Origin of the sequence: Bacillus sp. 179-C3.3 HS (genome assembly GCF_047229225.1) — a bacterium.
Taxonomy (GTDB): Bacteria; Bacillota; Bacilli; order Bacillales; family Bacillaceae; genus Bacillus.
The window spans coordinates 16,907-30,217 of the sequence record NZ_JBFEFT010000020.1 but is presented as its reverse complement, the minus strand read 5'-3'; the positions used below and the strand labels follow the sequence as shown (position 1 = coordinate 30,217).

Here is a 13,311-nt window from a genome sequence, read left to right as displayed (position 1 = left end):
ATGCCTGTTATGTCATATATAGACGCCATTACACTGGCGATGAAAGAGGAAATGGAACGAGATCCGAAAGTGTTTGTGCTTGGAGAGGATGTCGGGAAAAAAGGTGGCGTATTTAAAGCGACAGCGGGTCTTTATGAGCAATTTGGAGAAGCGCGTGTGATGGATACACCACTTGCTGAATCAGCAATTGCTGGTGTGGGCATTGGAGCAGCGATGTATGGAATGCGACCAATTGCAGAGATGCAATTTGCGGATTTCATTATGCCTGCTGTGAACCAAATCATTTCAGAGGCTGCTAAAATTCGTTACCGTTCAAATAATGACTGGAGCTGCCCGATGGTCATTCGTGCCCCATATGGTGGTGGTGTTCATGGAGCGCTTTATCATTCACAATCAGTCGAAGCGATTTTTGCCAATCAGCCAGGATTGAAAATCGTCATGCCATCTACTCCTTATGATGTCAAAGGGCTGTTAAAAGCAGCGGTACGGGATCCAGATCCTGTATTATTCTTTGAACACAAGCGCGCATACCGACTGATCAAAGGAGAAGTGCCAGAGGATGATTATACACTTCCGATCGGGAAAGCAGATGTGAAGCGAGAAGGAGACGATATCACGGTCATCACATATGGTCTGTGTGTACACTTTGCGCTGCAAGCAGCAGAACGCCTCGCGAAGGATGGCATTTCCGCACACATTCTCGATTTGAGAACGGTATATCCGCTGGATCAGGAAGCGATCATTAAAGCGGCATCGAAAACCGGAAAAGTTCTTCTTTTAACGGAAGATACAAAAGAAGGAAGCATCATGAGTGAGGTCGCAGCGATCATTTCGGAGCATTGTTTATTTGATTTAGACGCACCTATTAGACGTCTAGCAGGTCCCGATATACCAGCCATGCCTTATGCACCGACAATGGAGAAATTTTTCATGGTGAACCCGGATAAAGTAGAAGCTGAAATGAGAGAACTAGCGGCGTTTTAAGAAAGAGGAGGGTTTCAAATGGCAACTGAACAAATGAAAATGCCTCAGCTGGGTGAAAGTGTGACAGAAGGAACGATTAGCAAATGGCTCGTTTCACCTGGCGATCATGTCAATAAATACGATCCCATTGCAGAAGTGATGACAGACAAAGTAAATGCGGAGGTTCCGTCATCCTTTACAGGGACGATCACAAAGCTGTCGGCAGAGGAGGGGGATACCCTTCAAGTAGGAGAAGTATTTTGTGAAATTGAAGTAGAGGGCAGCGAGAAGCAGCAGACAGAAGAACAAACAGCATCTGTTCAAAAAGAAGCGCAGACGGATGACAAAGTAAAAACAGATCAAAGTCAAAAGAAACGCTACTCTCCAGCCGTCCTTCGTTTAGCAGATGAACACAACATTGATTTGTCAGTTGTTGAAGGGACAGGAGCAGGTGGACGAATCACAAGAAAAGATTTGCTTACGCTGATCGAAAGTGGGGGTGTTCCTGAACAGTCGGTGTTCGTAGATGAACCAACCGTTCAAACATCACAACCGGAGCCAACAAATGCAAAAGCTGCCCCATCCGTGTCATCAATGCCAGGAGACGTTGAGTTACCTGTAACACCGATTAGACAGGCGATTGCAGCGAATATGTTGAGAAGTAAACATGAAATTCCGCATGCGTGGACCATGATGGAGGTCGATGTCACAAACCTTGTGACACGAAGAAATCAGCTGAAGGATCAATTTAAAGCAAAAGAGGGCTATAATCTGACATTCTTTGCTTTCTTTGTGAAAGCAGTAGCGCAAGCATTGAAGGAATTCCCGGAAATGAACAGCATGTGGGCTGGAGATAAAATTGTTCAAAAGAAAGCGATCAACATATCCATTGCGGTCGCTACAGATGACGCATTGTTTGTCCCAGTCATTAAAGATGCCGATGAAAAAACAATCAAAGGGATTGCCAAAGATATTCATGAGCTAGCTGATAAAGTCCGTCAAGGCAAGCTGAAGCAAAGTGATATGGAAGGCGGTACTTTCACCGTCAACAATACGGGATCATTTGGTTCTGTTCAATCGATGGGAATCATTAATTATCCACAAGCGGCCATTTTACAGGTCGAATCCATTGTGAAACGTCCGATGATTGTAAATGGAATGATAGCGGCACGGGATATGGTGAATCTTTGCCTATCATTAGACCACAGGGTTCTTGATGGTCTTGTCTGTGGCCGATTCCTTCAACGAGTGAAACAAATTCTTGAAGAGGTCGATGAACAGACATCTGTCTATTAAACTACATGACCCGATCCCCCTGCAATTTGTCGAGGGGGATTTCGTGATGAAAGAGAAAGGAGTTTGAATGAATGTCTGGATTAGACTTTTTTGCATTTTTAACCATTGGAATTATGTTTATGACAGCAATTGCCTTCGCGTTTCTTCGGTATATCTCATCAACACGCAATCATCCTAAAAGGTTATTGAACATCATGATTATTGTATCAATTATTCAAATGGCATACTGCTTGCTGATCATAGGTGGATTTAAAGGAGTGGCAAACAGCTTTTTGGGTGCCTCACTTCTAGTCGGCACCCTGCTTGGTTATGCCCTTGAATATTTATACAGACGTTATATTAAAAAAGCGCCCGAATCTAAATGAGATCGGGCGCTTTTATTCAGGTGGAACCATAAAGGTGACATGTTGCTGTAATACCTTGAGGCTAGCCGGAGCTGTCATATAAACTTCTCCATCCGTATCAGCATCCATCTCTTTGTCCGTCTGAATTTGAATACGGGATGCTTGTATGAGTGAAAGATCACCAGTAAAATCTTCGAGTTCTTCTCTATTCATAGTAAGAATTTCTTTTAAAGCGGAGAAACTCGTTTGCCTACAAATGAGGATTTCGACCTTCCCATCATCAATTGCCGCATTTGGTAAGTTGATTTTATTCGTACCGATAAATTGTCCATTGATTACAAGGACGATGACGGCTTCTTCTTGCCACTCTTCTTCTTCAGTTTGAATATGGACACGAAAAGGATCTGCTTGTTGCAGGGTGCGAATGGCACTCGTGAAGTAGCTGATTTTACCGAGTATCGCTTTCTCTTTGTCGTTGATATTATTAGAGGTGTCTGCAATGAGTCCGATCCCCCAAAAGTTTAAAAAGTATCGATCTCCCGCTTTGATCAAGTCGACCTTTTTCTTCTCACCCTCTACAATCATTTGGGCTGCTTTTTGCATTTGCTGTGGAATGCCAAGCGTTCTAGAAAAGTCATTACATGTTCCGCCAGGTAATATCGCAACAGCTGGTCTCCTTGATAAGCCGCCAATTCCATTTATACATTCATGAACGGTTCCATCCCCGCCTAAAATGATGAGCAGCTCAATCGTTTCATCGATGATACGGCAAAAATGATAGGCATCCTGAGGCTCTCTCGTTGGCTTCAGAATCAGTTCATCAATATGAGGAGAGAGGATTGGTACCGTTTGACCTAATATTTTTTCAATGTTTTTTTGTCCTGCGTTCCCATTATAAATGAGCATCGCTTTTTTAAAATGTGCCATCATACAGTTCTCCCTTTTTACTCTTTCTTCATCACTTTTCCCTAAACGGACAGCTCATAAACGAGTGAGAAAATAGAAGAGAATGATCAAACAACACATTTGCCCGCTGGCGCAATCCTTGATATGATGGAAATAAAATTGGTGAGGCACGTAGAAGGAGTGGTCGAGATGAATATTGATTTTAATTTATTTATGAATGATATTGTGAAGCAAGCGAGAGAAGAAATACAACAAGCAGGCTACACTGAATTGACAACGGCTGAAGAAGTGGATGAAGCGCTATCGAAAAAAGGAACTGCACTTGTGATGGTGAATTCCGTATGCGGATGTGCAGGGGGAATTGCAAGACCGGCTGCCGGCTACTCAGTTCATTATGACAAGCGCCCAGATCAATTACTGACGGTATTTGCTGGACAGGATAAAGAGGCAACTGCTAGAGCGAGAGAATTCTTTGAAGGGTATCCACCATCCTCTCCATCATTTGCACTTTTAAAGGACGGGAAAATCATTAAAATGGTGGAACGTCATGAAATTGAAGGACACGAACCAATGGAAGTTGTCTCAAAGCTCCAAGCGGCTTTTGATGAACATTGTGAAGAAATGTAAAAGAACTTCCTTTCGTTGAATCATAAAGAAACAGTCTGGTTACTTAAGTCGGACTGTTTTTTTCTTTTTATCAGACAATCGAATCAAAAAATTTTAGCAAAATACTATTGCATATCAAAAAGAAAGTGTTTAAAATACATTATAGTGAATAAATATTCAAACTAATCGTTGTATATAAAATACTGGGAGGCATTATCATATGAAAAAGTGGTTATTATTACTTATGACAGCTGGTTTAGCAGTTGCACTAGCAGCTTGTGGAACTTCTTCAAATAATTCAAACGCATCAGGCGATGACAAAACACTCGTCATGGCGACTTCAGCAGATTACCCGCCTTTTGAATCAAAAGATGGAAATGAAATTGTCGGCTTTGATGTCGATCTTGCAAAAGCACTTGCAGAAAAGAACGGCTACAAGCTAGAAATTCAAGATATGGACTTTGCAAGCCTTGTGACAGCACTGAAAACAAACAAAGCAGATATTGTCCTTGCAGGAATGACACCAGATGAGAAACGTAAAAAGCAAGTTGATTTCTCCGACATTTATTACAATGCTAAAAACTTGATTGTGACAAAGAAAAACAGTGGAATTAAAACGGAGAAAGATTTAAAAGACAAAACAGTTGGTGTTCAATTAGGTTCTATTCAACAAGATGATGCGAACGAAATGAAAAAGACATACAACTTCAAAGTAGAGGATCGTAATAAAATCTCTGACCTCATTCAAGAGATCAAAGCAGGTCGTTTCGATGCAGCGATTATTGAAGATAAGGTAGCATCAGGATATTTAGAGAAAGAAAAAGACTTTCAAGCTTTTGATATCGCTGGATCAACAGACAAAGGGTCTGCCATTGCATTTAAAAAAGGTAGCGACTTAACAGAGAAATTCAATAAATCATTAAAAGAAATGCAAGAAAATGGCGAACTTGATAAGTTAATCAAAAAATGGTTTGATGATAAAAAGTAAGTCGGATAAAGGACAGCGTCATGAATGAACAAAAGAAAACGCTGAAAAGTTCAACGTATTGTTGAACTTTTTTTCCTGTTTCGTTTAGATGAAGGCAAAAAAAGGAGAATTTAGATGGATTTTAAAAATGTCATTCCTCAAATGCCCTTTATTTTAGAAGGGCTTCAGGTCACACTTTCTATTGTGGCCGTGTCTCTAATCCTTGGGTTTATCCTTGGAATATTATTAACGTTATGCAAAATCAGTGTCTTTAAACCTCTCATTTGGTTCGCAGATTTTTATACATCCATTTTCCGCGGTACACCGCTCGTGCTTCAGCTTTTGATTATCTATTTTGGAATGCCCCAATTACTCGGTTTTCAAATTGATCAATACTGGGCGGCTGTCGCAGCATTTTCATTGAACTCTGCTGCATACGTATCAGAAATTATTCGTGCCGGTATCAATGCCATTGATAAAGGACAGAAAGAAGCGGCAGTTGCGTTAGGAATCCCTTATGCTAAAATGATGAAGGACTTATTGCTTCCGCAAGCATTTAAGAATATTTCACCTGCGCTTGTGAACGAAACAATTACACTGACAAAAGAATCAGCCATTGTAACCGTCATTGGACTGGGCGATGTGATGAGGCGAGCGTATCAAGCAGGTGCTGTTACGTATAATTATCTTGAACCACTTATTTTTGCTGGTCTGATCTATTATGTGATCGTGCTCGTTCTCACATTTGTTGGCAAATCGGTGGAAAGGAAGTTAAAATCAAATGATTAAAATAGAGAAACTGACCAAGTCTTTTGGTAAAAATGATGTACTAAAAGGAATTGATACCACCATTCACGAAGGAGAAGTCGTTGCAGTCATTGGACCATCGGGCTCAGGGAAATCGACATTCCTTCGCTGCATCAATTTGCTAGAAAAGCCGACGTCAGGTGTCATTACGATTAAAGATACGGACATCACAAATCCAAAAACAAATGCCTTAAAAGTACGTGAAAACATCGGCATGGTGTTTCAGCACTTTCATTTGTTCCCACATAAAACAGTGTTAGAAAATATCACGTATGCTCCTATGAATGTGAAGAAGCAATCAAAGGAAGAGAGCATCAAACAAGCTGAAGACCTATTAAAAAAGGTAGGGCTATTGGAAAAGAAAAATGATTATCCAAACCGATTATCTGGTGGTCAAAAACAGCGTGTAGCCATTGCACGTGCGCTAGCGATGAAACCAGAAATGATGCTGTTTGATGAACCAACATCTGCACTTGATCCAGAAATGGTCAAAGAAGTATTAGAAGTAATGAAAGAGCTGGCTCAATCAGGGATGACGCTCATGATCGTCACACATGAAATGGGCTTTGCAAAAGAAGTAGCTGACCGGGTGATCTTTATGGACGATGGGAAGATTGTTGAAGATGCCAACCCTGTGCAATTCTTCGAAACACCTTCTTCACAGCGTGCAAAAGACTTCTTACAAAAAATACTATAGAGAAAAAGAGAAGGAGACTGAACATCTTCTTCTTTTTTTGATGATCATGGGGAAAGTAAAAAAGTTCATCACTTTACAAAAATGAATCGAGACACGACAGAAAAGAGTGAAACACATCATGTTTAAAATCGGCTACAGAACATTAAAAACAGCTTTAGGAACAGCCATCGCCATTTATATTGCACAAATGCTTGGGTTGGAGAACTATTCAGCTGCGGGCATTATCACGATTCTTTGTATACAAGTGACAAAGAAACGCTCCCTCGTAGCATCTGGTGCTCGTTTTGCTGCATGCAGTCTAGCCATTTTGTTTTCATATTTATTTTTCGATTTGATTGGTTATCATCCTTTCGTCATAGGTTTGATGCTCCTTGTCTTTATTCCTACCACCGTTCTCCTGCGCGTAAAAGAAGGGATTGTCACAAGTTCTGTGATCATCCTTCACTTATATATGTCTGGTGGCATCACGCTTGGATTGATTTGGAACGAGCTTCTATTAATTACGATTGGTGTCGGTGTCGCACTCGTCATGAACCTATACATGCCAAGCGTCGATCAAAAGCTGAAACGATACAGTGAACAAATTGAAGCCAATTTCGCCAAGATTTTTGAAGAAATCGAGCAATACTTAATCACAGGGAAGCAAGATTGGACAGGGAAAGAAATTCCGGAAACAGATCAATTGATCAAAGAGGCGAAAGCCTTAGCGTACCGTGATGTTGAAAACCATGTTCTTAGACATGAAAATTTGTATTATCACTATTTCAATATGAGACAAAAACAATTTGAAATCATCGAGCGTGTTCTTCCGAAAATCACGTCTATTTCCATTACAACAGAACACGGACAAATCATTGCAGAGTACATCAGAGACTTGCGCGAGCATATTCATCCAGGCAACACAGCGCATAAGTTTTTAAGACGTCTCATTGATATGAAAAAAGAATTTGATGCCCTTCCGCTTCCGAAAACAAGAGAAGAATTTGAGGCAAGAGCGGCACTTTTTCATTTCCTCGGAGAAATGGAGCAATATTTAGTATTGAAGAGCTATTTTAAAGGGATGAAAGAATAGAGACGCATGAGTTTCTCCTTCATTGGTCAATCTAATGAAAAAAGGAGGAGCCGATGCGTCTTTTATTTTTAACGATATTGACAATGTCTCTTTCGCCCATTTGGCCACTCGGACAAAATCCGCTTCCAGGGGATCCATTTGTGATCATCAATAAGCAGACGAATGAGCTCGCTTATATCAATCAAGGCAAAATACAAGCAGTGTATCCTGCATCGACAGGGAAGTCGGCTGAATTGACCCCAGAAGGTGAATTTACCATTATGATCAAAGCAAAAGATCCTTTCTATCGAAAAAAGAATATCGAAGGTGGAGCAAAGAACAACCCTCTTGGCCGGAGGTGGATGGGGTTTGATGCTCGGGGGACAGATGGGAGAACTTATGGGATTCATGGAACAAGTGACGAAACCTCGATTGGAAAATTTATCACAGCAGGCTGTGTGAGACTTCATAATCAAGATGTTGAAACGTTATTTGATCAAATACAGATTGGAACAAGAGTGTGGATTACCACATCAAACGAGTCGTTTGAAAAGCTTGCCAAAGACAAACAGGCCATTCTTGAGTAAGAAATCGCCTGCTTGTCTCCTTTTTCAAATGTGCATTATAAGAACGTGGCCGCTCCTGCTAAAAGTGAAGAGATTAACAGCAAGCTAATCATGAGCAAGACCATGAATTTCATAAATTTCTGAGACATATCGCACCCCTAATACCGAAGATTTTTGCGACAAGCGCACTTTCCTTCATTTTATATGGTTTTGTTCGACTGGACAAGTAATTAACAAAGGAAGTGAATGGATGAACCAAATCGATCATATCGCCATCGCAGTTTTTTCTATTAAAGAAACTAGTCAAACGCTACAGCACCTGTTTCAGTGGCAATTTTCAGCCATAAAAGAAATCCCTACGCAAGAGGTCAAGGTGTCCTTCGCTAAGCTAGGCGACGTGCACATTGAATTGATTGAACCGCTGTCAGAACAAAGCAAATTACATACCTTTTTGACCAAAAGAGGCGAGGGTCTCCATCATATTGCATTAAAGACAGAAGAGATATCACATGATCTTTCTCATCTTGATCGTCTAAACATAAAGCTGTTGCAAAAAACAGCACAAATGGGGGCTTTTGGGAAACGGATCGCTTTTATTTCTCCAAAGGAAACCGCAGGTGTGTTGGTTGAATTGTGCGAACCCTTGAAAGGAGAGGGAATATGACAATGAACGAATCAATAGACGTGGATGAATGGCGAAGACAAGCTGCTTTAGGCGGTGGAGAAAAGAGGCGAAAGGCTCATCAAAACAAAGGCAAGCTTACTCTAAGCGAACGACTCAATGAATTGTTAGACGAAGGGAGTTTTAAAGAAATTCAGGCGTTTGCAAAAGGGCATTGTTCGCAGCATCTCGGTGATGGTGTCAAGATTGGAACCGGTCTCATCGGCGGAAGACCAGTCTGTGTATATGCCCAAGATGCAACGGTATATGGCGGATCATTAGGTGACATGCATGCTAAAAAAATTATCTCATTAATGGATCTTGCAGCTAGAAATGACATGCCTATCATCGGTCTAAAAGACTCCGGTGGTGCGAGAATTCAAGAGGGTGTGTTATCATTAGAAGGCTACGGTCAGATTTTTAAACGGAACGTACTGTACTCTGGTCAAATCCCGCAAATATCCGTTATTTTAGGCTCATGTGCAGGTGGTGCTGTCTACTCTCCTGCGTTGACCGATTTTGTATTCATGACTGAGCAAACGGCTCACATGTTTCTCACAGGTCCTAAAGTCATAGAAAAGGCAACAGGAGAATCGGTTTGTCCTGAGCGGCTTGGAGGTGCATCTGTTCAGCATCAGACAAGCGGAAACGTACACTATACCGGAAAAGATGAGAAAGATGTGTTAAAAGCTGTTCGCACCCTTTTAACGTACATACCAACAAAACAAACGGCTGAAACTCGTGTGACCGCATCCGTTCATCACGATGCCATCGATCCAGCTACAATCATGCCAAAGGATGCCTCACGCACCTATGATGTCAAACAAATGGTGAAGGCAATCACTGATTCCGGCTCATTTTTTGAAACGCAAGCTTGTTTCTCAAAAAATATTGTCACAGGTTTTGCGAGATTACAAGGCGCTTCCATTGGAATTGTGGCGAATCAACCTAAAGTGCTGGCAGGAAGTCTTGATCTTGACGCAGCGGATAAAGCGGCAAGGTTTATTCGTTTTTGTGATGCGTTCCATATCCCCATCCTAACCCTTGTTGACGTTCCTGGTTTTTTACCAGGGGAGAAGGCAGAACATGCGGGGATCATCCGCCACGGAGCGAAGCTGCTATATGCATATGCTGAAGCAACCGTTCCCAAAATCACGGTCATTTTAAGAAAAGCCTTCGGGGGTGCATATGTCGCCATGAATAGTAAAGGCTTAGGAGCTGATTTTGTCTATGCGTGGCCAGAAGCAGAAATTGATGTCATGGGCAAAGCATTCGCAGCTGAAATTGTCCATCCTGATATGCGTGTAGAGAGCGAAGAGCCAAATGTAATGAAAGCCGCTCAATCAGGGCTGATAGACGATATTTTAACGCCCGCTGAAACAAGAGACAGATTGATTCATTCTTTTGACCTGCTACGCAATAAACAAGAAGATAGACCATTAAAAAAGCATGGGAACATGCCACTATAAGAGGAGGAGCATGATGATGATCAACGAAAAACGTTTATTAGATGAATTTTTAGAATTGGTACAAATCGATTCTGAAACAAAACATGAAGAAAAAATTGTAGAAGTATTAAAAGAAAAATTCACGCAGCTAGGACTTCAAGTGGTTGAAGACGATTCAAAAGCGGTAACGGGGCACGGTGCAGGAAACCTTATCTGCACACTAAAAGGCAATCAAGAAGTTGATACGATCTATTTCACCTCACATATGGATACTGTCGTTCCAGGGAATGGTGTGAAGCCAGTAGTTGAAAACGGCTATGTCAAAACAGATGGAACGACCATTCTTGGAGCGGATGATAAAGCAGGCCTTGCCGCAATGTTTGAAGCCATTCGGGTACTGAAAGAGAAGCAACTGCCGCATGGAACGATTGAATTTGTCATTACAGCAGGTGAGGAATCAGGACTTGTCGGTGCTAAAGCGTTAGATCCAAAAAGTATGACAGCTACATACGGTTATGCATTAGATTCAGATGGTCAAGTCGGTACGATTATCGTTGCTGCACCAACACAAGCAAAAGTACGCGCAACCATTTACGGCAAAACAGCGCACGCAGGTGTTGCACCTGAAAAGGGCGTTTCTGCCATCACGATTGCAGCGAAAGCAATCTCAAGCATGCCGCTAGGCCGTATTGATGAGGAAACAACAGCGAATATTGGCCGTTTTGAAGGGGGATCACAAACAAATATTGTCTGTGATCAAGTAGATATTTTAGCTGAAGCCCGTTCATTAGAACCTGCAAAAATGGAAGCGCAAGTAGCGAAAATGAAAGAAGCCTTTGAAAAAACGGCTAAAGAAATGGGCGGAAGTGCCGATGTAGAAATTGACATCATGTATCCTGGCTTTAAATTTTCCCACGGCGATCATGTTGTGGAAGTAGCCAAAAAAGCGGCTACTAGAATTGGCCGTCCTTCTGAATTACAAACAAGCGGGGGAGGCAGTGATGCCAACGTCATTGCTGGAAACGGCATTCCGACCGTTAACCTTGCAGTTGGATATGAAGAAATTCATACAAAAAATGAGAAAATGCCAATTGAAGAGCTCGTGAAAACAGCTGAAATGGTTCTCGCTATTATAGAAGAGACGACAAATCCATCGTAAAGGTAGGGGAAACTGTGAGCACACAAAAAATCATTATATTCCAAGTGGGACAAGAGGATTTTGGCATCAGTGTCGAATTTATTCGCTCAATTGAAAAGGTTCCTTATTTACAAGAGGTGTCAAACCTTCCACAAGAGATTAAAGGGCTGATGTCATTAAGAGGGGAAGTCATTCCAGTCAGTGACACAGGAATGATGCTTCACGGTCAACCACTTGATGTCACCGAGCAGTCCAAAGTTCTACTATTTGAACTAGACAACCAAATGATCGGTTGCCTAGTGTCAGATGCAAAAGATATCATTGATATCGACATGAACGAGATTAGACCGTTTCATATGAACACAAAAGCGTCCGATTATTTCTATGGGGTCATTGAAAAAGGAGACAAAATGATTCTACAAGTGGATCCAATGAAGTTTCTTGGGAAAATCGAGAACTTGGATGAAATTCCACAACGAATGAAAGAAGAATTGGCGTAATCATATGATCCTCCTATCTGTAGGAACGACAAAGAGCTAAAATGCATTTGATTTTAGCTCTTTGTCTTCTTTGACGTCGATTGAAGCCTTACATGTTTATGTAGACAATAAAGCCCCCTTGTCTGGTCAAAGGGGGCTGATTCTTTATTCAGCAGCAGGCTTTACTTGTTCGTCTGTGGCCGCTTTCGTTTTTGTTTTTTGGTGCATCAAATTTAAGATGATGGTTTGAACTGTGAGTAAAAACCCACTTGTCATCCAATATAAAGGAAGAGCCGCCGGTGTATTCAATGAGAGAAAGAACATCATGACCGGAAAGATCATCCCCATTATACTCGCTTGTTTTAAGGCACTTTCTGTTTGTGTACCTGATTGCTTTGCGAACCTTTGGGTCACGTAAAATTGTAGGAAATACATTGCACCCGCAAAGATCGCCACTAGAAGGTCGGTTTGTCCAAGGTTAAACCATAAAAACGAATGTGACGCAATTTCAGGTGTTGAGCGAATAGCAGAGTAAAAGCCTAATATAATTGGCAGTTGAATGAGCATCGGTAGACAACCCATTGCAAGTGGATTGACATGATTCTCTTTGTATACGTTTATCATTTCCATTTGCAATTCTTTTTGCTTTTCGGGTTCTTTCGTCTTTTTTAATTTGCTCTGGATTTGGTCAATTTGTGGCTTGATGCGTGTCATTTTTTCCTGCATTTGTTTTTGCTTCTTAAATTGATTCGCAAAAAGCGGGAAAATAAGCAGGCGAACCATCAATGTCACAAACATAATAGATAATCCATAGTCATCATGAAAGAAATTCGCAAGCCAAATGATCAACTCGGAAAAAGGCTGTACAAAAAAATGATGGAAAAATCCATCAGCAGTTGTATTTGATGGTGCAGTTGCAGCATATGCAGGTGAAGCCATCAACATTAAAAATAAAGTCACAATGGTAGTAAATCCTCGTTTCAATTCGTTTCCTCCTCTTTATGAACAATTTAAAAAAAGAGAGGAAGCGAATGATCTTCATCATCATTTGATGATCTTTTGATTCGAATGACTTTACTAATCCATGTTGTAATGCGATTATATATGATAAATAGAAAGTTTGTTCGGTTTGATAAAGATGCGTTTAGTTCTTCTACATGCTGTCCACCGAGGTGCTCGTGCAATCGGCAATCTTTTAATAAGAATGCAACACCGATGGCTGTTAACGCGGGTAGAATAATCGTAAAGAATTCAACAAGGAAAAAGACTTCGTTGAATGTATCAATAAACATGATGATCACATCCATTCATTACTCACAGTGTACTATACACCTAATGAAAAGTCTATTGGAACAAATAGGTCAACAGACGTACTATTGTCA

Annotated in this window: 16 protein-coding genes and 2 pseudogenes; 14 read left to right on the top strand and 4 right to left on the bottom strand. The window is 41.1% G+C overall.

The window, feature by feature from the left end:
* The 4 genes and pseudogenes from AB1K80_RS12735 to AB1K80_RS12720 all read left to right on the top strand — a co-directional run bounded on the left by AB1K80_RS12735 (position 1) and on the right by AB1K80_RS12720 (position 2,624).
* The gene (locus AB1K80_RS12735) at positions 1-984 is read left to right on the top strand and encodes an alpha-ketoacid dehydrogenase subunit beta (RefSeq protein WP_412857004.1); all 984 of its coding nucleotides are present in this window, start codon (positions 1-3) and stop codon (positions 982-984) included.
* An 18-nt stretch (positions 985-1,002) separates the two neighbouring features.
* Positions 1,003-1,173 (top strand): annotated as a pseudogene (locus AB1K80_RS12730) (biotin/lipoyl-containing protein); the annotation flags it as partial.
* A gap of 147 nt (positions 1,174-1,320) precedes the next feature.
* Positions 1,321-2,259: pseudogene (locus AB1K80_RS12725) on the top strand (dihydrolipoamide acetyltransferase family protein); the annotation flags it as partial.
* Positions 2,260-2,330: 71 nt separating this feature from the next.
* Positions 2,331-2,624 carry a YesK family protein gene (locus AB1K80_RS12720; protein WP_412857002.1) on the top strand — a complete coding sequence of 98 codons (294 nt, stop codon included), beginning with the start codon at positions 2,331-2,333 and terminating at the stop codon, positions 2,622-2,624.
* Between the two features lie 12 nt (positions 2,625-2,636).
* Here the strand turns inward: AB1K80_RS12720 and AB1K80_RS12715 are convergent, their stop codons facing one another.
* Positions 2,637-3,530, bottom strand: a complete 894-nt coding sequence (locus tag AB1K80_RS12715; protein ID WP_412857001.1) for a YegS/Rv2252/BmrU family lipid kinase — start codon at positions 3,528-3,530, stop codon at positions 2,637-2,639.
* 168 nt (positions 3,531-3,698) lie between these two features.
* Here AB1K80_RS12715 and AB1K80_RS12710 point away from each other — a divergent pair, with 168 nt between their 5' ends.
* The 6 genes from AB1K80_RS12710 to AB1K80_RS12685 all read left to right on the top strand — a co-directional run bounded on the left by AB1K80_RS12710 (position 3,699) and on the right by AB1K80_RS12685 (position 8,224).
* Entirely contained in the window at positions 3,699-4,136 is a 438-nt protein-coding gene (locus AB1K80_RS12710) for a BrxA/BrxB family bacilliredoxin (RefSeq protein ID WP_412857000.1), read from the top strand.
* A 199-nt stretch (positions 4,137-4,335) separates the two neighbouring features.
* Positions 4,336-5,103 carry a transporter substrate-binding domain-containing protein gene (locus AB1K80_RS12705; RefSeq protein WP_412856998.1) on the top strand — a complete coding sequence of 256 codons (768 nt, stop codon included), beginning with the start codon at positions 4,336-4,338 and terminating at the stop codon, positions 5,101-5,103.
* Between the two features lie 114 nt (positions 5,104-5,217).
* Entirely contained in the window at positions 5,218-5,871 is a 654-nt protein-coding gene (locus AB1K80_RS12700; RefSeq protein ID WP_412856996.1) for an amino acid ABC transporter permease, read from the top strand.
* Positions 5,864-6,586, top strand: coding sequence for an amino acid ABC transporter ATP-binding protein (locus tag AB1K80_RS12695; RefSeq protein WP_412856995.1), 723 nt, complete (start codon positions 5,864-5,866; stop codon positions 6,584-6,586). The genes AB1K80_RS12700 and AB1K80_RS12695 overlap by 8 nt, the downstream gene beginning before the upstream one ends.
* Positions 6,587-6,704: 118 nt before the next feature.
* Positions 6,705-7,658 (top strand): aromatic acid exporter family protein, encoded by a 954-nt coding sequence (locus AB1K80_RS12690; RefSeq protein WP_412856994.1) that lies wholly within the window; start codon positions 6,705-6,707, stop codon positions 7,656-7,658.
* A gap of 53 nt (positions 7,659-7,711) precedes the next feature.
* A complete protein-coding gene (locus AB1K80_RS12685) occupies positions 7,712-8,224 on the top strand; it encodes a L,D-transpeptidase (protein ID WP_412856993.1) in 513 nt (170 codons plus the stop codon).
* Positions 8,225-8,259: 35 nt separating this feature from the next.
* Here AB1K80_RS12685 and prli42 read toward each other — a convergent pair whose 3' ends face one another.
* Positions 8,260-8,352: a stressosome-associated protein Prli42 gene (gene prli42, locus AB1K80_RS12680; protein ID WP_149865350.1), complete on the bottom strand. Its 93-nt coding sequence runs from the start codon at positions 8,350-8,352 to the stop codon at positions 8,260-8,262.
* Positions 8,353-8,453: 101 nt separating this feature from the next.
* Here prli42 and mce point away from each other — a divergent pair, with 101 nt between their 5' ends.
* From mce to AB1K80_RS12660, 4 genes are read left to right on the top strand one after another with little or no spacing between them, the layout of a single operon-like run.
* On the top strand, positions 8,454-8,867 hold the full coding sequence (mce, locus tag AB1K80_RS12675) for a methylmalonyl-CoA epimerase (RefSeq protein ID WP_412856991.1): 414 nt from the start codon (positions 8,454-8,456) through the stop codon (positions 8,865-8,867).
* A complete protein-coding gene (locus AB1K80_RS12670; RefSeq protein WP_412856989.1) occupies positions 8,864-10,333 on the top strand; it encodes an acyl-CoA carboxylase subunit beta in 1,470 nt (489 codons plus the stop codon). Before mce ends, AB1K80_RS12670 begins: the two co-directional genes overlap by 4 nt.
* 16 nt (positions 10,334-10,349) lie before the next feature.
* Positions 10,350-11,471 (top strand): tripeptidase T, encoded by a 1,122-nt coding sequence (locus AB1K80_RS12665; protein WP_412856987.1) that lies wholly within the window; start codon positions 10,350-10,352, stop codon positions 11,469-11,471.
* A gap of 14 nt (positions 11,472-11,485) precedes the next feature.
* On the top strand, positions 11,486-11,950 hold the full coding sequence (locus AB1K80_RS12660; RefSeq protein WP_412856986.1) for a chemotaxis protein CheW: 465 nt from the start codon (positions 11,486-11,488) through the stop codon (positions 11,948-11,950).
* A 144-nt stretch (positions 11,951-12,094) separates the two neighbouring features.
* Here the strand turns inward: AB1K80_RS12660 and AB1K80_RS12655 are convergent, their stop codons facing one another.
* The gene (locus tag AB1K80_RS12655; RefSeq protein WP_412856984.1) at positions 12,095-12,913 is read right to left on the bottom strand and encodes a membrane protein insertase YidC; all 819 of its coding nucleotides are present in this window, start codon (positions 12,911-12,913) and stop codon (positions 12,095-12,097) included.
* A 26-nt stretch (positions 12,914-12,939) separates the two neighbouring features.
* Positions 12,940-13,221: a hypothetical protein gene (locus AB1K80_RS12650; RefSeq protein WP_412856983.1), complete on the bottom strand. Its 282-nt coding sequence runs from the start codon at positions 13,219-13,221 to the stop codon at positions 12,940-12,942.
* Positions 13,222-13,311: the final 90 nt, after the last annotated feature.